Below are 20,823 nucleotides of genomic sequence, written 5' to 3'. Positions count from 1 at the left end.
AAATCGGCTATATAACATATATATTATATAACATTTTTATTATTGTTTTTCATTAAAATGTCAAAAGATATCGCTTGAACGGTTAAAGAAAACAGAACGGCTATAAAAACATAGGTAATAATTTCATTCCTCAAATGCATATTTAAAGGCAGAGATAATGCCATAGCAATAGGCAATGCGCCTTTTAATCCTCCGAAAACCAAAAAACGCTTATACCGTTTATTTAAAGTCAAACCGTTTGAAAATATTTTAAATCTGTTTTTTATTAAATTGACCAGAGGCGAAATGATATAGACCCCAAGAAAACGCGAAAAAAGTACGAGAGCTATTATGAACAGAGATATAAGCCATATATCGAAAATTTTAAAAAGATTTATCTCTATTCCTATTATCAAAAATAAAATTGAATTTATTATAAAAGTTATATATTCCACTACTATAGGAAAAACTTCAAGCGTCCTGCCGGTTACTTTGTTTTTAAAACCGTAATTAGCAAGCGTTATTCCGCTGAAAATTACCGCCATTATAAACGACATATGCAGATAGTATGCGGCTATTAAAGACGCATAAGCAAGCAGCAGAGAAATCATAATTTCGGTTAAAAAATCTGTAGCAAGAGATAAAATAAGGGATACTAAATAACCGATAATTATTCCCAGTATCGATCCGCCGATAGATTCATATAAAAATTGAACCGCCGACGTCTGTATTATTCCAAAAATATAGTAAAACATGTTATATAAATGATATAACGAACTATGCGGCGAACTTAAACTAATGCGTATGCCGTCCGAGAAAATATGGGCTGCTTTATGAAGATTAAGGTTTAAAAAAACCTCGAATAAAACAAGACTGATGCCGTCGTTAAAAAGACTTTCTCCTGCAAGAAGAGTCTCTATGTCTTCTCTGTTTTCAATTTCTTTTTTATCTTCTTTTTTGTTTTTATGTTTCATTGCGCCGTTTTTCAGCATAGACAGTATAGTAATAGGATCCGTAGGCGTTATTATAGCGCCGAAAATTAAAGACTGTTTCAGCGGAAAATCCAAAACAAAATGGAAAACAACGCCTGTAAATATCGCAGAAATTATAGTACCGAAAATTGACAATGCGCCTATAGGAAGTACGTTAGACATTAACGGACGCAGTTTAATTCCAACCGCGCCTTCAAATATAACGACAGGCAAAAAAACATAATAAATAAGATAAGGCGTAATTTTTAAACTTGGAAAAATATGAAATATCCCGACAAAAAGACCTATAATAACAAGCATAGAGGCATAAGGAATCTTAAAATATCTTGTTAAAATTCCTCCTGCCGACGCTATAGAAAGCAAAATTATCGCCGTAATGATTATATGGCTTCCATGATACATAATATATAATATACCATATTATATACAAGCAACCCATTAGAAAATAAAGAGTATAAAATAAAAATAGATAAATTAAAATTATAAAACTTATAAAATCATATCTCGGTTTTAAAATTTAAATGATACGCCGATAAATAAACTTGCAATCGGGTTAAATAAATTATATAATTATTAATCTACAAAAACATCGCGGGGTGGAGCAGTCCGGTAGCTCGTTGGGCTCATAACCCAAAGGTCGCAGGTTCGAATCCTGCCCCCGCAACCAATTAAAACTGCAGTAAATAAGCCTTTCCTCGGATTTTCCTCTTGACGTCAGTATGCAAAAAAATGTATAAATATGTATAGAAATGACATTGTTTTACTATACTATTACTATACTTTTCAAAACGGGGTAATACAGTAATGGCAAGCATTTACATGCTTAAAAATTCTAAAAACTGGTATTATTGCATAACCTATAACGGTAAAAAATATCAAGGCAGTACAAAAACCACCGATAAACAGTCGGCTAAGCAAATTGCCGAATCTATACAAACCGACCTTGCACGCGAAACATATGATTTACCTGCTTTAAGAAATAAAAGTATAGTAAATTTTACTATACTCTGGCAGGAATATATTAAAAAATCAACCAATGCAAAAAATACACTGACAAGCACTATATCAAGAGCCAAGCATTTTTTGCCTGTATTTCAAAATAAACCCGTTGAAGATATTAATACGCTCGACTTAAAAAATTATCAACTTCAAAGAAGACTAGAAATAATAAACAATCCTAAGAACAAAGATAAAAGAGAATCCGAAATAAGTTTTAAAAGCTTAAACCATGAATTGCAGATATTGCATAATTTTTTCAACTTCTGCATAGAAAAAAATCTTATTGATAAAAATCCTGCCGCCGGTATAAGAAAATTAAATACTTTATCGCGAATTAAAACTCTTTCCGATGAAGACATTCAAAAACTAATTTCAGGCGCAACGAATAAATTAACCAGGGATTTAATAACTTTTTTAATTTATACCGGCTGTCGGAAAGGCGAGGCCTTGAATTTAAAATGGGACGACGTGGATTTAAAAACCGGCGTTATTGCAATTAAAGGAACGAAAACAAAATATGACCGGTATATTCCGATTTCTGAACCGTTAAAAGCGGTTTTAAGCGGTATCGAAAAGAATCAGGATAGTTTGTATGTCTTTAATAGAAACGGAGCAAAATTGACCGATTTTAAGCGTTCTTTTCATACCGCCTGTAAAAAGGCAGGACTAAAAGATTTGCGTATCCACGATTTAAGACACGTCTTTGCAAGCAAGATGGTAATGGGCGGAACATCGTTATATATTACTGGGGAACTCTTAGGACACAGGACGACGCAGATGACAAAAAGGTATAGTCATTTAGTGCCTGAAACACTTAAAAAAGCGGTTAACGACATTTGGAGTAAAGATAACATGGAAAGTCAATGATTTTTAAACTAAAAATCAAATCTTAAGCCTAATTTTTTTATAATCTTAAATATGTCTGGCGACAGTATTTATATTATAATATATTCTAATACGGTACAATTTTGATTGTTAAAACAATAAGCACCGTTTTACATACAAGCTTTTGAATTTGAAAAACATTTTGTGATATATTGTAATTTATATTATGGTTTATTCTTACTATTTTGTATCTTAATTTTTACATTTACTACCAAAAATCCTCAAGCAAAAAATGTTATTATATTAGAAAATGCAGCTTGGCACAGTGCGATAAAACAACTTTCAGTATAATTTGGTTTGGTTAGGATTTTACATGGAGAATCTATGAGGAAGAAAATGGTAGCAGGTAAATTTTAGGTAGTAAAAGTACTTTTTATTTTATAAGAGGGACACCCCTCTTATAAGCTTTCATAAAATATTAAATAATAAATATTTTTATTGACTTATAACTAACAAATATTATAAAAATAAAGAGGATTGATTATCGATTTTAGTGTTCGATTAAAGACGTAATACGCATTCTATGAAGAACATATAAGCTTTTAAAATAAATAGTATAAATTAGTGGCGATTAAAATATAAAATGCAACAAATAGGCATAGAACTAAAAGTTCTTAATTTAATATGTGAAATTGCTGAAGAAATTGAGAATAATCATGCTGAATTTAATGAGAGATATTTGCATCATTTTTTTTCTAATAAATTACAAAATATAATATCCCCCATAAATCTTTACGGAAACATCTCAGAAACCATACTTCATCCTGAGTGGCCTACATATAAAGAAACATCAGGTATAACTTGCAGTAAATATAAAAACTCCAATGTAGGTAAAAACGGGATGGGCGGTCATATTGATTTTGCAATTGGTGAATACAAAAAACCGCATATTGGAATAGAATTTAAGCTATCTAATAATTGGAACAATGATGGTATGGTTTTTGACTTTTTAAAACTAATGGACAAAAAAAATCCATTCAAAACTTCCTTATCACTTGCTATAATTTTGCGGGAAAAAAAATTATCAAAGAATGGGTATTTGCATGACCTTGTGAATCACTACAATAGTTCTATTTCGGAAGCTAAAAAACGTTTAGGCACTAATTTATGTGGCGCTGAGAGAAAATTATATTTTATTATAACGGAGGTTGAAACCAATAATAATAAAAGGTATGGCAGACGACACTTTATTTATATCAAGGATAAATTTGAAAAAATTGAAGACGGGAACCGCCTTTTACAATCTTTAATTCAATTATATTCAATAAATAGTTAGGCAGAATATTTTGGAGAATAAAAACAAATGGACATAGCTATAAAGAAAATATCTAATCAAATGATAGAGGAGTCTAGTAATATATTAGCATGGTTAAAACAATTTAAAGATTATGAACGTCCTACCGCTATTTCCATCTTGACCCATTTAAAATTCATCTCACGTGATAGCTATTCAACTTGGTTTAATAAAAACATCTATCCTTTTCTTCAAGGAAATGAAAAGTTTGCATTTTATGCAATTAGAAAAATGGAAGCTACAGAAGAACTTTGGGAAGGAAATGGGGACATAATCAATCGCCCGGCAGAGAAATTAGGCAGTGAAGACTTTGTGATTTCATTAATAAATAATAATAATAATTTCTTTGACCATCCATCTATTGATAAATTAAAAAAAGAAAAAATAAATAACATTGTACTTATTGATGACGCCATTGGAAGCGGGAAACGGGCTTCAACTTATATAAGAAAATTTATAAATCAAAAAACACTTAAAAGTTGGTGGAGCTACGGGATAATTAAACTATATATTCTTTCTTTTGCCAGGACAATCGAATCTGAAAAAATAATATTGGATTCGCTACCAGGTTCTAATCACCACAAAAGAAAGTATAAAAAATCAGAGAAAATTAATTTTAATAGTCCTATAATATATACTAATAAATTCTTAAGTAAGCGCTGGGGTGCGGAATATGAACACATATTGAAGCTTTGCGATTCAAAGACAGATATACCAGAAAATTATAGGCGTGGTTTTGGAAAGGTTATGAGCAATATAATTTTTGAGCATAGCGTTCCTAACAATATTCCAGGGATGTTGTTTTGTAAAAAAAATCATTGGTTGCCTTTATTTCCTAATAGAACCATTCCTATTGAAATAATTGAGATGCTTAACAATAAACCTAAAAAGAGCACCAATAAACCAGTAATCCAATCAATTATTAAAAAAAATAAATCTAAATCCTTCAATAATCAAATGATTAATAACGAAATGTTACAGTTAATTCTTCTTATTAAGCGTGGGGTTAGAAATAAAACTAGTTTATCATTACGTATGGACTTAGATATAAAAATAATCAATGAATTATTGAATAAAGCAATATGTACAGGTTTAATAACGCAAAAACATTTTTTGACAAAAAGCGGGAAAAATTTCCTACATGCTCAAAACATTAATGAAGATTTTAATTATGACTATTCGTTATATATTCCTAAATCTTGGTGTGCTGACCAGTCTTCCATTCAGCCGTTTGCCTAAAAAACAAACAGATTCAGCATCTCGCAGTCAAAATGCGTGGAGGCTGATGGGGAAATCAGTTCGGTTTCTCTGGAAAGAACTGACGCAAGGACGGCTTTGCCGTCCATGTTTGTCAAATCTCAAATACCTTCGGGGTCTCGGAAGAGATTTGACAATCATGGTCCCTTGGACCATGATTATATAAGGAGAAGTGAGTGGAAGACTGGTCAACACACCAACTTAAAGAAAATGCGATAATTAAACTTGGAAGCGAAAAAGCTAATGATTTACAAAAGTATACTACAAATTTAAAAATTCAAAGCCTTCCCGTTATATTCACGCTAAATCACTTAGGAATTATAACTAATACCGAATACAGTTTTTTATACAAAACTGTATGTAGAGAAAGAGAATATGTCAATTACAGGATGTTCCCTATTAAAAAGCGTTCTGGTGGCACAAGATTTATTCATGCCGTTTCCAAAAAACTATCAATAGTGCAGACATTTATTAATAATATTATTCTTCAATCCCAACAACCTCATAATTGTTCTTATGCTTATCATCCTTCCGGCGGAATTAAAAAATGCGCTGCTATGCACTGCAACGCTAAATGGTTATTTCAATTTGACCTTGCTGATTTTTTCTATCGCATAAACGAGATAGACGTTTATAATATCTTTCAAAGAATGGGATATAGGAAGTTGTTATCCTTTGAACTTGCTCGTTTATGTACAACAATACGTTTGCCAAGACAACTACAAAGCATGCTTAAACAATTTAAATCATTTTCTCTTGATGATTACCCGTTTTACAATAATGATTTTATAGGCGTTCTTCCGCAAGGTTCTCCAACAAGTCCTATGCTAAGCAATTTAGCTGCAATGGAATTAGACGAAGATCTTTATGTTTTTGCATTAAAAAACGGGTTTATTTATACTCGTTATGCTGATGATCTAACTTTTTCGGCAATAAATTTACCTCAAGGTATGTCTATAGGGAAAATACGATGGCAAATAATTCAAATAATTAGAAAAAATTGTTTTAAAGAGAATTCTAATAAAATTAGAATTGCAGGACCTGGTGCAAAAAAGATTGTTTTAGGGTTGTTGGTTGATGGTAATCAGCCAAGAATTTCTAAAGAAATGTATAAAAGAATTGAAAAGATTTTTTACTATGTAAACCGGTTTAAGTTTGAAAATACGGCAAAACATTTAGGTTTTAATTCAACTTTTGGGCTTATTAATCATCTATTAGGCTTAATAAGTTATTTAAAAGATGTAGATTCAGATAGATATGGGCTATTTAATAAAAAATTTAATGAATTAATGTTGTCGCTGGGGTGTTAAAATGACTCATATGACGCTTTAGAATTGACCCACTACGCGATAAACTCCATTCTTAAAAAATTCTTAAGAATAAGGAGTTATCATAATGATTTATCAGGATGTCGTTATGGAAATTTCTTTTATTTATATAGATAGAGCTACTTCAAAAGGGAAATAGCAAGAAGCTTAGGTATAAGAAAAAACACTGTTAAAGGTAATTTTAAGGTGCATTTTGTGTATGTCTTTAATAGAAACGGGGCTAAATTGGCGGATTTTAAGCGTTACTTTCATATGGTCTGCAAAAATGAGAATCATGGACTTACATATCCACAACTTGTGCGCCACGTATTCGCAAAGCAAGATGACAATGAACGGAACGTCGCTTTATATAACAGGGAAACTTCTAGGACACAGGACGACTCAGATGACGAAAAGGTATAGTCATTTAGTGCCGGAGACATTAAAAAAGCCGTAAATGACGTCTTCGAAAACTGGCAAGAAAATAAAAGCCGATAAAAATTAAAAAAATAAGGGGATGTTATTAACGCATATGCTAAATGGGATTATAGATTTCATAATAGGCGGAGTTATTACGGGGTTGTTTATGATATGGCAAAACCATGATAACCATAAATATAATTTACGCATAATTAATGAAGAAGAAGAAAGGTTAGAAAACGCGGTTCTGCAGGCAATTGAAACCGAAATTAAAGTCAACTGGGAAAGATACAATGAAAATATTAAACCTTTGGTAGATAAATTACGAGAATTAACCTATAATTGCAATATGCGTTTTATTAGTTTTCAAAATATACATGAAGATAAAAGATATTTCTATAATTTATTGTCTTATAAGATATCAATATCTCAGGATTATTTTACTATATATAAAGGGAATAGTTCTTTTATAGGGAAAATTAAGAATGATAGCCTTAGAAAAGAAATAGTTTCCACTTATACTAATACTAAGGGCATTATTGATAAAATTTTATTATTTGGTTTATTTCAGGATAGTTTGAGGGATTCCGCAAAAGAAATAAAGGAACCTAATTCCGGCAATGCTAAATTTGTGAGCATTGAGGATCAAGTTGTTAAAGAATACAAAAAGCTTTTGACAGACCTCTCTTTTTATATATTGCAAGTAAAAAACGAACAAGATCGATTAGATGCTCAAATTAAGCAATTGTTAATATTATTAGAATCTGACATGAATTGAGCTCATTCTTCAGCCTGAACATTAAACTAAAAATTTAAAAATAAATTAACACAATCTTGCTAATCCTTTAATCTCCGACAGAAAATTTTATAAATATCGTCAAAAAATTTTAATGTGTTATCATATTTTAGGTATGAAGATTTATCTATTACTTTATTAGAACAAAAAGACTCTAATAGCTGGGTTCTTGACTCATAATATATGTCATCAATATTTTCGAGAATCTTTGTGCTCAAAGAAGCAAAGTATGGCCATGAAATAACGTAGCTATCAGTTGTTTTTCCGTCTTTCATAGGTATTTGATACCTTATAAAAATATCGCCTTCTTTGGCAATATCTGTGCCTTCAATAAAATATTTTGCACTTGGTGTTGCAGATATACCAAACCACTCAGCTTTATCATACCACATAGCTGCTTCATCTATCGCAGGCCCTATAAGGAATGAGTCCATTTTATAAAAATCTCCATAACTAACAACGCCACGTAAAAATATTTTGTCTTGCATAATAGTTTTATAAAAATTTTCCTTTAAAGCACTACCTAAAAATATCAACATCTCACGCGAATGTTCTTTATAATTAATTTCGTTTTTATTGATTATATCTAATGAGAAAGATAAGGTTAGAATTATTGTATCTGAGAAAGAAGCAATATCTAATTTTGGCATATTTTCTTCCTTATCAATCAAACAAACTTCTTTAAAAACCCTAGAAATAAATTTTTTTTCATTTCTTAAAGATTTTATAATACCTTTCCAAGATTTTAAATATTTAAGAGGATCTTCCCTATTCCAGACAGATTTGGTCCCAAGTGCATCAATAAAAACAATGAGTCCTTTTCTGCGTTCCGACTTATTGTATTTTTTGTTTAAATTCATATTTATTCTTTATATTTTACAAAGACGGTTAATAATTCCCCAAATGAATCCGGCTTGTATTTATTAAAACCTTCCTCATCAACAAAAATATAATCGAAAACTACTTTATGCTGAGAAATATTTATATCTTCGCACCATTGCTTTAGGCGTGCCATTTTTAACGGAGTATCGAGGTCTTCAAGTCCTTTGGTTTCTACAATATAAATATGCTTCTCATCAGTTTTTACGATGAAATCCGGGTAATAATCGGAAATATTACCGTTTGCATTAACATAATCTATTTTGAAATGCACCGCCAAATAATTTTTTACATAAGAAACGGTATCCGGGCATCTTTCTAAAAATGAGGCAAAAAGCAGTTCGAGATGGCTGTCGCCGATAATTTTATTAAAAAGACTCTTTTGCGGCATTATGAAGCCCTGGTCTTTAACGACAAACGGCCTTGTTTGTCTTAGTTTTATATAATCCCTAATTTCTGCACTACCCTTATCTAGAATTGTTAAATCGTTTATCTTTTTAATAAAAGTCTGGACTATTGTTTTTGTTGCTTCAAGTTCAGACAAGTTTCTTAATGTGTTTAAATCGTCAATTTCTACCTGCCTGTCGAACAGATATCTTGAAATAAATTCTTTCACCTTCCCGTATAGAACGTCATATCCGCTTATTAACCTTAATTCGTGCATAATAACCTGCGTAAAATAGCCTATTGCGTTTCTATAATCGGCAATTAAATCAGAACTAAGTATTATAGTATGGTTTATTTCTCCGGAAGTTATTTCTTTAAAAACTATTTCACGTTTTTCTTCTTCGCTGAATTGCTTGTATTCAATCCGCTTATTTCCGAAAATAGACGGATTTAAGTCTTCTAATTGCTTATATTCCCTGTAAATTCTTGGAGACAGGACTGGTATTTCTATATTAAGCTTATCTATATCTTTTTTTACATTGTCATTATCCACTTCTATAATTATCGGAGCTTTTGGTTCCGTGCCCGACCCCATCGGTTTTCGCGTAAGTTCGACGCCTTCAGTCTGGATAGATTCTACAAATTCCATAAATGCGTCGGTTCCAATGACGCTCACATATTCCGTGGCGTCAGTGCCGGGATACATCCTTCTTAAACCTCTTCCTAAGGTCTGTTCCGGCAGAATATTGCTTTTTGCGGCATAGGCACGAAGCCCTACTATAGTGGTGACATTGCGGACATCCCAGCCTTCTTTTAAAACAAGGACGGAAACTATGACTTTATAAGGGCTTTCGAAGCTATCTATTTCGTTTGCAGCATTTCTCAATCTATCTAGTTCTTCTTTGCTCTTTCCTGTGTCATGTTCGGCAATTTCACCGTTATTTTTAGTGTGTATTACTAAAACAGCACCTTTAAGGTCTGAATACCTGTTTTCAAGATAGTCGGCAACATCGTCGCAGTTTATTGTGTCATCCGTCATAATGAAAAGAATGGCTTTTTTGCCGAGCTTTTCATGTTCTATATATGCTTTGCGCCATTCTTCTATTCCCAAGGCTATATAATCTGAATATTTTTCGGTATATTTTGAACTTTTCTTTTCGGAAAGTTTTGCCCGACTTGCTGAATCAGGTAAAACAGGATGCTTTACGACATCCTGGTAAATAGCTTCCACCAGCGGATAGTCAACTACGGTTTGTACGAAAATAGCCCCGTTATTGTGCTTAGGCGTTGCCGTAACATCCATCTGCAATGAAAGGAAATGTCCTTTTTGTTTTAAACGGTTATGGATATCTTCTATCGATTTAAACCATGCAAGACGGCTGTCGTGAATATGATGGGCTTCATCGTTAATTACTATTAATTCGTCAATTTCCCTGACTATAATTCCTAAATCCACTTTTGAATCGTTCGTTTTGCCTACGGGTCTTTTTCCAAGAAAATAGTCGTCGAGGTTTTCATCATTAAAGCTCGGGTCGGTATCGTTTCCGCTATATACTCTATGAATATTAGTCAAGAAAATATTTCCGGTTTTGCGAACGACAGAAACGTTATCCTGAATATGAAGCGTAAGTTGAAAATCATCCTGCCAGTTTTGACCTCCAAAACCGTTATTCGGCAAAAGGGGGTCGTTCCAGAATATTTTTAATCCGTCAAAATCGGCGCGCAGCCTATCTAAGACTATTATATTTGGGGCAATTATAAGAAAGTTGGTCGATAGTTTAGAGTCTTCTTCGTATAGCTTGTGGAAATAGCACCAGGTAACTATAAGGCTCATTACTTTAGTTTTGCCGCTTCCGGTAGCCATTTTTATAACTAATCTAAGCCAGTCTTCATCAAACATTCCGGTAGAAACCGCTTTCGAAGAATCATATTTTAAAAGGTCGTATTTATCTTTAACTTTTGCAACTTCGTATAAATAAATAATGGTTTCTATAGCTTCTCTTTGGGCAAAGTAATATTTAAACTCGGCCGTATCGTCGCCTGATTTTTCTATAATATGCGCTGTATTAAACCACCATTCTAATAAGGACTTTGAAGTTGCACTTGCACCGGCATAGAGGTCATCGCGCCAGTCTTTAACTTCTTTTCTAATTTTAGAAACAAGCGGCGGCAAAAGCTTCTCGTAACTTGTATCCCTTAAAGACTCATCAGCAGGAAACCATCTGTATTCAGGATATAGAACGTCATACGGAGATTTTGAAAAATTAGTATGAATTGCCATTTTTTATTCCTTTATAAATCTATTTCGGTTATATAATTCAGACGGAAACCTCAAATACCTTCATAGTATCGTTTCCGAATATATCGACAACTTTGACTGCAATCTTATGCCTCCCATTATTGCAGTCATGATAAGGCGTTATAAGTTCTAATGACCTGTTCTTCTTAGTCCTAAAAGACTGCCATTCGTTTTCGAAGATATAATCGCCCGTCCATTTTTCTTCAATTTTACCTGTATCGAAGTTCTTAACTTTTATAATTTCACGCCGAGATTCAAAATTGAAATCAACGCTCCAGTAATCAATCCAGTCAGTCCAATTCTCAGTAAGTATTTCTTTAGTTATAATGCCGTCTTTATCCTTATTTATCTTAATAATCCTGCCGTTTTCGACAACAATTTTACTTTTGCCGTTTGAAAGCGATGATGCCGCATTATCTACCGTATCCTGAGAATAATGGACTGAAAAATCTGTTAATTCAATAGTTATCTGATTATTTTTTACGTGCGGTTTTACTTCTATGTAATTTACATCGTAAAATACAACCTGATTTTTCTCTATTGCCCTTTTATCGAAAACATCTCTGGGTATATATTTAAGCGCTAAATCAATTCCTTTAGCCCTTGCTTCTTCTTGAATACGCGGAAATAACCCCATTTCAAATTCAAAGGCAAGGATATCTATGCGCGAAATTCTCTTTTCCTGACACTCAAGTATGACTTCTTCGACGAAAAGGCGTGTTACCGGAAGATTTATCGGTCCGACCGTAACAAATCTACCTGCCTTTTTGCCCTGAAAACATTTAAAGTTTTCAACCGTTTCCGATTTATAGGCCTTAAGTATAAGCAATACAAAATCTTTTTCTTTTTGCTCTAGCTGTTTTTGGCGTTCTTCCTCACGAAGGTTCATATTAACGCCGATGTAATGCGCTCTTTCATATTTGCCGATATTTAATATTTCAAAAGCGCGAAAATCTTTTCCGCCAGCTTTTAGTTCCCGTTGAACCTGAATCATTCTTTTACGGGTTGTGTGTATCGCAAACTTGCCGAGGTCGGAACCTATCCATTTTCGACCAAGTTTTTCGGCCACAGCAAGAGTGGTGCCAGAGCCGCAGAAGAAGTCGGCAACGATGTCGTTTTCGTTGGATGAGGCTTTAATTATACGCTCAAGAAGGGCTTCAGGTTTTTGAGTAGGGTAATCAACTAACTCCTTGCCACTCTTTGTCATAACTATATCTGTCCAAATATCCTGAATTAGTCGCCCCTTATAATCATCAAGAAAACTTTTTAGATATGGTGTTCCATTTGCCGTATAATAAATCAGATTTTGCTTATCTAGTTCGTCTATTTTTTCTTGAGTTCGTGACCAATGCCTGCCTTTAGGTGGATTTAAAATTCCAGTCCTAAATCTTCTGGCTGGACCTTGACCTTTACCAGTAAATGTATGTGGGTAAAAAAGCTTGCCAGTAACATCGTCCTTAATAAATCGTTCCTTAATATACTCTTCCGAATAACCAATATATTGTGGATTAAAGGTATATTGATCAGATTTTGAACAAAATAATAAAGTATCTGTAACATTGCCAAATCTATGTGCGTCGTTATGTGCTCCAAATCTTTGCCAAGATATTTGATTCCTAAAAGAATTATTACCAAAAATTTCATTTAAAACTAATCTAATATAACTATTCACCCGCCAATCGCAATGTACATAAATACTTCCGTCTTCCGCCAATAAATCACGCATTAAAACAAGTCTTTCGTAAATCATGGCTATAAAACTATCCGCTCCTTTGCCCCAGGTATCTCGGTATGCAAGCTCCTCCAAAACGCTCGGCTTTTTTGTGAATGTTTCCTCTCCTATTTCTATATCCATGGAAAAATCGGCGCCGACATCAAAAGGAGGGTCAATATAAATAAGTTTAACACCGCCGGCTTGTTCAATTTCATCTCGCATAGGACCGTTTTTCAAACTGGAAAGAATAAGCTTGTTATCGCCCCATATAAGCTTATTCGTCCAGCCGGATTTTTGGCGTCCGCGTTCGTCAAACAGGAATAATTGAGATTTGGTATCTTCAGGCTTTTCCGGGCGGGGTTCATCAATCTGCTCTATAACCTGAAACGGCAGAACTATATTTGATACATCTTCAGTTTTTCCATTCCAGACAAGTTCTACTTCGCGCTTATCATCAAAGAGTAAAAACCGGTATTTATCGGGAAGGGGTTTATCTTTTTCTATAAACTGCACTATTTCCCGTTTTTCAGATTCTGCCAATTTCATTTTTTTTATTCTTTTTTATTGAGTAATTGTTTTCATTCCGTAACGAATAATATTATTTTCTTTTTTATGTGTAAAATTTTATTATGTCTTAATTTAAAATCATAATTCCAAGGCTCAATAGTTGCAAACTATTACACTTCATGTCCATGTTCCTGCAGCCAAGCATTCAGATATATCGCCACTACAAGGAATCTTCATCGGTTCCTCCTTGCAATTTTATCCAAAGAGCAAAACTTGCCCATTGTAAGCGATACTCTCCCTTAACACCTTCTTTAGAAATTATAATAGCTTTGTCCCTAAGAGCTTTTAAGCCATTAGTCAAAGCTGTTTCTTTGCCTTGAAATTTATTTTTTATTTCACCACGTGTTATCCAACCATTCCATTTTTCGGCCATTATTCGTAATATTTGTCGTTGTGTTTCGGCTGTTATATCTTGATAAAAAGGTTTATAATAAAATCTGCTTCCTATTTGAATAAGGGCTTTAGCATAACTCTTATTAAAATCCTCTATTGAAATTACATCATCATTATTCTCTTCAAAAACTGAATATCCAATTTGTTGGACGAAATGTGGGTACCCTTCTGAAAAAACATAAATAGCTTCTTGAGCATCATCGTTTATTTTTATATTTTCTTTTGAATTTTTTTCTATATTATCATCTAATCCTTGTTTTATAACCTTTTTAGTATCTTCTTTTGACAATGGCCCAAGATAATGCTCTTCAAAAAGACGAAGAGATGACTCATGGCTATCAGTAAGCATTTTTCTCATTCCAGGAAGACCAGATACTATAAAAAGAATATGATTTGCGTTCTCTGCAACAAGATTTTCCGATAAATTTTTCAAAAAAGAACCGAGATTGAGTTCTTTTGAAGCCTTATCCGCTTCGTCTATAAGAATTACTAACCCATCCTTGCTTTCTGTTGAAGATTTTGGGTCTCTTATTGATTTAATAGTATCTGCAATTGAATAAATAAAATCTTGAATAAATTCTTCCTCATTTGAAATACTAGATTTTTCTTTTTTATAACTTAATCCTTGAACCTCAAGTCTGCTAAGAATTTCCAAAGCTTTTTTTACAAAAGTAAGGGTAGGATGTTCTATGTCTATCTGCCTTTTAATAGCTTTTGCTAAAATTATTGCAAAATCGACTAAACCAATTTTATCATTTAAGTTAAGTCTTACAACCAAAAAATTATGCTTTCCCCCTGACCAATTAAGTTCCCCTTTGGCAAAAATTTCACTAACATAAAGCAAGGAGGTTTTCCCAATACCTCTTTCTCCAACCAGAAGTATGTGCGTCGGGTTTCCATTGTTAGCTTGATATAAACCCTTATCAATAGCCTCAATTTCTTCATAACGGCCAGCAAATGTACCTCTGTTAATAGGACTATTTGGGGTAAATGGATTTACTTTATTCATGATTCATTTATTTTAGCGAGTTTGTGGATCGATAGCATGCTCAACCATGATTCAGTATGCATTCTCTGTAGAGGTTTAAATCCTTCATCTTTAGCTTCATGCTACTTATTTTTTAAATTCTTTAATATATTTCCTAAACACTTTTTGAAATAAAAGCGTTTTCTCATAAAACCATTCAAAATATTCTTCGGTTTTCTCTATATTAAATATACCTGGTACATTTTTTTCGATAAAAATTTGGGGATAAGCGAGGTCATCTCTCCATGTGGTGGATTCACCAATTTCTTTTTCGATTTCATCCTTCTTTTTTTTTAAAAAATCAAATAAATCTTTATTTTTGTTTATGCTAATAACGCAAACAAGTAAATTTTCGCGTGAGTTGATAGTTAAAACAATATTGGCTTCCGAGCTTCCTATGCTAATAACATACCAGTGTTGAGGTTTCGGAGTTTGTAAGCGAATACTATCATTTTTTCCTTGAACAAAACTTTTGAATTTGTCCCAAAATGCTAGTTGTTTAAGTTTAGTATCTGTAAAATCCCTATTTGACGGGCTTGTTTTAAATGTTTTTGCCCATTCATTAGGGCTGACTATAATTTCAAACTTTGGCGCAGGATTAGAGTTGTTAATCTGCCAAAGTTCAATTTTTATTAAGAAAAAACTGATGTTTTCATCAGTATGTTCATTTAACCACTCAATTGCTTTTTGATGTTCTTCGCGTACATCTTTAACGATCCATATTATTATTTTAGCGTCATATCCTGACGCATAGGTGATAATTTTTCCCAAATGATCATGGTTTGTGGCTTCAAGTTGATTCTCAATTATTATCTTTCTATCTAAGGATTCTTCTTCGGCAAGAATATCAACGCTGAATTTTCCAACATTTGCTTCTTTTTCGATAAGCTTTATGTTAACCCCGATTTCTTCACTCAATATATCAAGATTTTCCTGTCTGGCAAGCCAGCTTGTAAAATCAATCGCTTCATGCCCCCAAACAGAGCGCAATTCTACTTTATTTAATTTTGATAAAGTCTTTTCCATATTTTAAAACCGAAATTTGTTGATTCCTCAATCAAATAAAATGACCAAATTATAAAACTTTGAATAATAGAGAAAATTCATTATTCATAATATCAAATTATTGATATTTATCAAGTAAAATTTACTCTACTTCCCCAGATAAATCTTCGTCACATAAATTCTACCGTGTCCGAGTTCGTTGGAAACGACCTGCCTGGCTTCCTTATCCGACTTCCCTTCCACAATTAATTCCGCATATCTTTCCTGTGCCACAGCGTGCCTTATGGCGTGCATATTGAAGCCTGCATTTTTAATGGAATTTCCCAGATGGTTCATTTCCTGCTTTAAGTTCCTGCCGGTATCGTAATTGCAGTTCATCGCGAATTTACGAAGTTCCGCAAGTTCTTTAAGTTTCTTCGAAGAAAGTTTTATTTCTCTGGGTCTGCCGTTTTTGCACCAAGAGCCTTTTAATTCAAGAGTGCCGTTTTTTACTATTTCATAACCTTTTGAAAGCGCAAGTCCGGCGTGGACGCTTTCTTCTTTCCTTAAGCCCGCTATACTCGCAATTTTCAACTGAACGTAAACGTTGGCGTCCTTTTCTTTAAAATACCGGAGCTTTTCTTTTATATCCACTCCTTTGGCGGCGAGGCTTTTGTCCTTATATTCAATTTCTCTTTTAAGTCCAAGTTCTCCGTTGGAAATATTAATATTCGTTCTGCCTGTTTCATGCAAAAAAGACCTTAAGGAAGAAACATAGTTGATAATAGTAGCGTCTTTTAGACCCTGAGCCTTATAATAATTTACCATTTTTTCGATATCGGCGTTACTCCATTTGCCGATGTCGGCTTTCCTGTTGGCGGTTACGCCTATATCGTAATGCCTGGCGTCATGAGCTATGCGGCGCATGTCCTGCCTTATGTCATGGTCTGTTTTATTTGAAACAACCGATAACGGCGCGTCCATTTTATGAAAATGCTCTATCTCTCTTAATTCCCGATTTATCTTATATTCTATTTTAGTCATTTTAATATCCTCCGTAAAAATATTTATTTTTATTTAGACAAACTTTTGCCATTGGCATTTAACCCTGCCTATATTCTATAATGCCATGAAACACCCATGCCGATTTAAGGTCGAAAATGTCTTTTAATATGGCTTTTGACTGGAAAGACAATACCAGCTCTAAGGAGAAAATCTTTTGAGGATAAGCCAATAATCCCTATATAGTTTTTAATATTATTTTTCGGATTTAAAGACCCGGCAAGTCTTGGAAGGTTTTTTTAGAGTTAAACCTTAAACGGTTAGCAAAATAACTGTGCAGGATTTCGGCCTGCATTAGAAAGGATATTTACTTTTAGAATTGACCCGGATTTCTTTCCGAGCAGGAATATTTCCTTTTTAAAATCTTTAATCCCGCCGGTATTTTCATCGTTTATAAATAAACTTAAAAATCACCGTGGAAATAAAAATCTTACAAAATCCAAAGCAAATATTTGCGAATTTAATAATCCGTTCGTTTCGGATTGGAAAGTTTTTGATCTTCTTTCGAAGATAGGTAAGTTTTAATCTCTTGCGAAGATAATAGATTTCTTTAAAAGCGCCGCCAATTAAAGCGCGAAACCTAAAAAGAATTGACTAAACATTTTATATTTTAATTATACCACAATTTATAAAAATAGTAATCACTTTTCGTCAAATTAGGTTTTTCAAGCATTTTCCACGCTTTCTTCAGTTTGTAAAAAACACAAACTGAAGAAAGCTTATAGAGGTTTGTTTCTTGCTCCGTTTGATTTTGCTTTCCAAACCGGCAAGCGGTTTGGAAAGCGAGCCTTTCGGCAAAATCAAACTCCGGCGAAACAAACAGTCTAAGGGCATTATATCGGGCTTCCGCCCGAACCTGACAAGCGTATGCACGCTTGACCGCAGGGGGTTCATAAAAACGTTAATCTTTGGAAAGCTTTACTTTTACGAAAAATTTGTTGTATTAAAAAATTTTGTTAAAACATGATTAAAGTAATATAATGAAGAATATGGAAAAAATATTATTTATCCTTGGAGCGGGAGCGTCTGCGGAGGGAGGAGCGCCTTTAATGGGCAACTTCCTTGATAAAGCAAAAGAAATTATTTTTGACAAGAAAGTTGATTTGAAAAATAAAAATGATTTTGAAAGGGTCTTTAGTGCTATTGATACCCTCAGAAATGGGAGAATAGAGGAAAAATTAAATAAGGAAATTGATTGGAATAATATCGAATCGGTTTTTTCGATATTAGAAGAAATCCAATTTATAGAAGATTTGCCTATTTCGATTGATGATAAAAAATCAATTTTATTTTCTTTAAAAAATTTAATTTTAGAAACTCTCGCGCAATCTATCATCTTTCCGCAATCCGTAAGAAATGAATTAAAATATAATCAACCGCCAAAACCTTATGGTTTATTTGCAACATTATTAGATAAAATTAAAACAGCGTATAACATATCCCTGATTACTTTCAATTATGATATTTCGTTGGATTACGCATTAAATCTTTTGCGTTTGCCCTATGGATATTGTTTCGATAAGAGTTATTCGCAAATACCATTACTTAAACCACACGGCTCATTAAATTGGGCTTTATGCAATAAATGCGGCGGAATTTCACCTGTAACGTTTACCGAGCATGGACAAAAATATTTCATGTCTCGTCAAATAAGTAAAGCTCTCAGCGAAAGATGGGGTGTAAGTCCGTGGAAAGAAGGAAATATTAATTTAGAAATGCGTAATTTATTGAATAAACATGAGTGTCCTTATTGCAGAGCCACATCCTTGTCTAATCCCGTTTTCTGCGATGAAGAACCGTTTATTATTCCTCCTGCTAAAAGCAAGAATTATGAAAAGCTTCAAATTATTCATGATAGAGTAAAAAAAGAAATAAGTTCGGCTGATTATATCTATATAATAGGATATTCTTTCCCGGAAAGCGATGATTCTATAAGGGAGTATATAGATGAACATGCTAAAAATTACAAACGCATGATAATAATCAATCCCGAACAGTCTTTAAAAGACCAATTCAAAGACCACAATTACAGAAGAGAAATTAGAAATTTAAAATTCAAGGAAAGTATAAGAACAATCGCCGAAGACTTAAATTGCGATTATAAAGAAATAATGAATAGCGCAGACCATTTAGGTTTATCAGTTTGAAAGATTATTATGCAAAATAGAATAACATTATAATAAATACCACTGAAATCCATATGCTATTTGGTTTTCAGATAAATCTTTTCCCTAATTATTTCCGATAAATGCTTTACCGCAATTTTATCTACAATTTGTCCCTGATTTATGAGTTTTCCTACCGTTAACTTCCCCGCATATCTCTTTGTGATCCTAACGTCCAGGCCAAGTTCTGATTTTATCAGGTTTTTCATCCATAACCAATGGGTCTGTGAAACATAAACCAGCTTATTCTGCCGATCAACTTTCTCAACATAAACCAGAAGTTCTTGATCCTGCCCTTTAAACTGAAAAAAAGACTTTCGTTTGGGAAGGATATATGTATATCCGTCAGGTTCGATATCAGGGCTGGGGTTGCCGTAATCGAAAATGCTGCAATTCGATAATATATAATAATTCTCCGTTTCGTCTCCCAGAAAAAGTTTAATGTTTGTTTTTTCTCTAATTTTCATGATAATTTTACCTCCATTTTTACAGTTTTTATTATTTATATATCCTTTATTTAAAAATTATTTCACCGGTTTGATGTAATTTTTTTCAATGAATTTATCTAAATCCTCAATTCTAAACCTGTATTCAGAATACATTTTTACAAATCCTATTTTCCGTTCATATACAAGCCGCTGCATTGTTCTGTAGCAAACTCCGAGATATCTTCCGGCTTGCCGCATTGTTAAAAGCCCGTTAATTTGTTTTTCGGTAAATTCTTTTTCTTTCATAATAAAAATATTTTATGATATCTTTTTTAAAAAATAGGAGGACATTCGATACCTTTTTATTTTTTTAAAAAAAATTTGATATAATTATTTATGTTTATGCAGTTTTAATGGAGAGTATGTATATGTTGGCTAATGAAGACGCTATAATTGTTTGTTATAAGGCAGGATTAAAGAAAACAAATATAATCAAGCATTATGGAATATCTAAAATGAGGCTTAATAGAATTTTGGACGGCATTGAAACTCCAAAAAAACCCGCATCTTACAACGATAACATGATAGCCCCTGACCTAATGGAACATATCTGTAATTTTCCAAAATCTTACGGTCTTGCAAGAGTTATGCGATTTGCGCAACTCACAGGGTTAGACCCTAATAAAATTTTTGAAAATCGCAGAATTAAACACGAGAATATTAATCTTACCGAGGATATAATAAGCCTTCTTAACGCAGGGGTCAAAAAAACTACCATTTCCGCCTTAGATTGGGACGGCTCCGGTGCAGGACTTGATATATCGGGCATGAGAAAAATATTAAAAAGGCACAAAGTTGAAATTAAAACCGATGTTAGAACCAAAATTAAAATGACCGAGGAACAAAAAGATATTTTAAGAAAACTATATGAAAAACACCATATAGCCGCAACTTTTTCTAATGCGGTAAAAATTGTTGACTATGTTAAC

General features: G+C 33.1%; 18 protein-coding genes and 1 tRNA gene. 10 read left to right on the top strand and 9 right to left on the bottom strand.

Annotated features, from left to right (window positions below):
• Positions 1-23: 23 nt before the first annotated feature.
• Positions 24-1,373, bottom strand: a complete 1,350-nt coding sequence (locus EVJ48_07220) for a hypothetical protein (GenBank protein RZV38333.1) — start codon at positions 1,371-1,373, stop codon at positions 24-26.
• 188 nt (positions 1,374-1,561) lie between these two features.
• On the opposite strand from EVJ48_07220, the gene EVJ48_07215 reads away from it, so the two are divergent.
• From EVJ48_07215 to EVJ48_07185, 7 genes are all read left to right on the top strand, one after another.
• Positions 1,562-1,638: transfer RNA gene (locus tag EVJ48_07215), tRNA-Met, on the top strand.
• Between the two features lie 137 nt (positions 1,639-1,775).
• The gene (locus EVJ48_07210; protein ID RZV38332.1) at positions 1,776-2,837 is read left to right on the top strand and encodes a site-specific integrase; all 1,062 of its coding nucleotides are present in this window, start codon (positions 1,776-1,778) and stop codon (positions 2,835-2,837) included.
• A 601-nt stretch (positions 2,838-3,438) separates the two neighbouring features.
• Positions 3,439-4,131: a hypothetical protein gene (locus EVJ48_07205; GenBank protein RZV38331.1), complete on the top strand. Its 693-nt coding sequence runs from the start codon at positions 3,439-3,441 to the stop codon at positions 4,129-4,131.
• 27 nt (positions 4,132-4,158) lie between these two features.
• Positions 4,159-5,388, top strand: a complete 1,230-nt coding sequence (locus EVJ48_07200; GenBank protein RZV38330.1) for a hypothetical protein — start codon at positions 4,159-4,161, stop codon at positions 5,386-5,388.
• Positions 5,389-5,582: 194 nt separating this feature from the next.
• Positions 5,583-6,716 (top strand): RNA-directed DNA polymerase, encoded by a 1,134-nt coding sequence (locus tag EVJ48_07195; GenBank protein RZV38329.1) that lies wholly within the window; start codon positions 5,583-5,585, stop codon positions 6,714-6,716.
• A 217-nt stretch (positions 6,717-6,933) separates the two neighbouring features.
• Positions 6,934-7,170: a hypothetical protein gene (locus EVJ48_07190; GenBank protein ID RZV38328.1), complete on the top strand. Its 237-nt coding sequence runs from the start codon at positions 6,934-6,936 to the stop codon at positions 7,168-7,170.
• Positions 7,171-7,245: 75 nt separating this feature from the next.
• Positions 7,246-7,911, top strand: a complete 666-nt coding sequence (locus EVJ48_07185) for a hypothetical protein (protein ID RZV38327.1) — start codon at positions 7,246-7,248, stop codon at positions 7,909-7,911.
• Between the two features lie 59 nt (positions 7,912-7,970).
• Here EVJ48_07185 and EVJ48_07180 read toward each other — a convergent pair whose 3' ends face one another.
• From EVJ48_07180 to EVJ48_07155, 6 genes are all read right to left on the bottom strand, one after another.
• Positions 7,971-8,789: a hypothetical protein gene (locus tag EVJ48_07180; protein ID RZV38326.1), complete on the bottom strand. Its 819-nt coding sequence runs from the start codon at positions 8,787-8,789 to the stop codon at positions 7,971-7,973.
• A 2-nt stretch (positions 8,790-8,791) separates the two neighbouring features.
• The gene (locus EVJ48_07175; GenBank protein RZV38325.1) at positions 8,792-11,476 is read right to left on the bottom strand and encodes a type III restriction endonuclease subunit R; all 2,685 of its coding nucleotides are present in this window, start codon (positions 11,474-11,476) and stop codon (positions 8,792-8,794) included.
• A gap of 37 nt (positions 11,477-11,513) precedes the next feature.
• Positions 11,514-13,754: a site-specific DNA-methyltransferase gene (locus tag EVJ48_07170; protein RZV38324.1), complete on the bottom strand. Its 2,241-nt coding sequence runs from the start codon at positions 13,752-13,754 to the stop codon at positions 11,514-11,516.
• Between the two features lie 181 nt (positions 13,755-13,935).
• Entirely contained in the window at positions 13,936-15,177 is a 1,242-nt protein-coding gene (locus EVJ48_07165; protein ID RZV38323.1) for an ATP-binding protein, read from the bottom strand.
• A 105-nt stretch (positions 15,178-15,282) separates the two neighbouring features.
• On the bottom strand, positions 15,283-16,221 hold the full coding sequence (locus tag EVJ48_07160; GenBank protein ID RZV38322.1) for a DUF4268 domain-containing protein: 939 nt from the start codon (positions 16,219-16,221) through the stop codon (positions 15,283-15,285).
• A 126-nt stretch (positions 16,222-16,347) separates the two neighbouring features.
• On the bottom strand, positions 16,348-17,223 hold the full coding sequence (locus tag EVJ48_07155) for a hypothetical protein (GenBank protein ID RZV38321.1): 876 nt from the start codon (positions 17,221-17,223) through the stop codon (positions 16,348-16,350).
• 754 nt (positions 17,224-17,977) lie between these two features.
• On the opposite strand from EVJ48_07155, the gene EVJ48_07150 reads away from it, so the two are divergent.
• Both EVJ48_07150 and EVJ48_07145 read left to right on the top strand, forming a co-directional pair.
• Entirely contained in the window at positions 17,978-18,208 is a 231-nt protein-coding gene (locus EVJ48_07150) for a hypothetical protein (protein RZV38320.1), read from the top strand.
• A 22-nt stretch (positions 18,209-18,230) separates the two neighbouring features.
• On the top strand, positions 18,231-19,388 hold the full coding sequence (locus EVJ48_07145) for a hypothetical protein (GenBank protein ID RZV38319.1): 1,158 nt from the start codon (positions 18,231-18,233) through the stop codon (positions 19,386-19,388).
• Between the two features lie 56 nt (positions 19,389-19,444).
• Here EVJ48_07145 and EVJ48_07140 read toward each other — a convergent pair whose 3' ends face one another.
• Both EVJ48_07140 and EVJ48_07135 read right to left on the bottom strand, forming a co-directional pair.
• A complete protein-coding gene (locus tag EVJ48_07140; protein RZV38318.1) occupies positions 19,445-19,873 on the bottom strand; it encodes a hypothetical protein in 429 nt (142 codons plus the stop codon).
• A gap of 57 nt (positions 19,874-19,930) precedes the next feature.
• On the bottom strand, positions 19,931-20,140 hold the full coding sequence (locus tag EVJ48_07135) for a DNA-binding protein (GenBank protein ID RZV38317.1): 210 nt from the start codon (positions 20,138-20,140) through the stop codon (positions 19,931-19,933).
• A gap of 122 nt (positions 20,141-20,262) precedes the next feature.
• Here EVJ48_07135 and EVJ48_07130 point away from each other — a divergent pair.
• Positions 20,263-20,823 (top strand): hypothetical protein (locus EVJ48_07130; protein RZV38316.1); only part of this gene is annotated, 561 nt, incomplete at its 3' end.

This window comes from Candidatus Acidulodesulfobacterium acidiphilum (assembly GCA_008534395.1).
GTDB classification, from domain to species: Bacteria; SZUA-79; SZUA-79; order Acidulodesulfobacterales; family Acidulodesulfobacteraceae; genus Acidulodesulfobacterium_A; species Acidulodesulfobacterium_A acidiphilum.
Note: the sequence above shows the minus strand (reverse complement) of the source record. Positions and strands in the feature narration are given on the sequence as shown.

What these genes read in the sequence shown, in the direction of transcription:
- EVJ48_07220 (RZV38333.1), bottom strand. Translation starts at nt 1,373, where the DNA reads ATGTATCATGGAAGCCATATAATCATTACGGCGATAATTTTGCTTTCT.
- EVJ48_07210 (RZV38332.1), top strand. Translation starts at nt 1,776, where the DNA reads ATGGCAAGCATTTACATGCTTAAAAATTCTAAAAACTGGTATTATTGC.
- EVJ48_07205 (RZV38331.1), top strand. Translation starts at nt 3,439, where the DNA reads ATGCAACAAATAGGCATAGAACTAAAAGTTCTTAATTTAATATGTGAA.
- EVJ48_07200 (RZV38330.1), top strand. Translation starts at nt 4,159, where the DNA reads ATGGACATAGCTATAAAGAAAATATCTAATCAAATGATAGAGGAGTCT.
- EVJ48_07190 (RZV38328.1), top strand. Translation starts at nt 6,934, where the DNA reads ATGTCTTTAATAGAAACGGGGCTAAATTGGCGGATTTTAAGCGTTACT.
- EVJ48_07185 (RZV38327.1), top strand. Translation starts at nt 7,246, where the DNA reads ATGCTAAATGGGATTATAGATTTCATAATAGGCGGAGTTATTACGGGG.
- EVJ48_07180 (RZV38326.1), bottom strand. Translation starts at nt 8,789, where the DNA reads ATGAATTTAAACAAAAAATACAATAAGTCGGAACGCAGAAAAGGACTC.
- EVJ48_07175 (RZV38325.1), bottom strand. Translation starts at nt 11,476, where the DNA reads ATGGCAATTCATACTAATTTTTCAAAATCTCCGTATGACGTTCTATAT.
- EVJ48_07170 (RZV38324.1), bottom strand. Translation starts at nt 13,754, where the DNA reads ATGAAATTGGCAGAATCTGAAAAACGGGAAATAGTGCAGTTTATAGAA.
- EVJ48_07165 (RZV38323.1), bottom strand. Translation starts at nt 15,177, where the DNA reads ATGAATAAAGTAAATCCATTTACCCCAAATAGTCCTATTAACAGAGGT.
- EVJ48_07160 (RZV38322.1), bottom strand. Translation starts at nt 16,221, where the DNA reads ATGGAAAAGACTTTATCAAAATTAAATAAAGTAGAATTGCGCTCTGTT.
- EVJ48_07155 (RZV38321.1), bottom strand. Translation starts at nt 17,223, where the DNA reads ATGACTAAAATAGAATATAAGATAAATCGGGAATTAAGAGAGATAGAG.
- EVJ48_07145 (RZV38319.1), top strand. Translation starts at nt 18,231, where the DNA reads ATGGAAAAAATATTATTTATCCTTGGAGCGGGAGCGTCTGCGGAGGGA.
- EVJ48_07140 (RZV38318.1), bottom strand. Translation starts at nt 19,873, where the DNA reads ATGAAAATTAGAGAAAAAACAAACATTAAACTTTTTCTGGGAGACGAA.
- EVJ48_07135 (RZV38317.1), bottom strand. Translation starts at nt 20,140, where the DNA reads ATGAAAGAAAAAGAATTTACCGAAAAACAAATTAACGGGCTTTTAACA.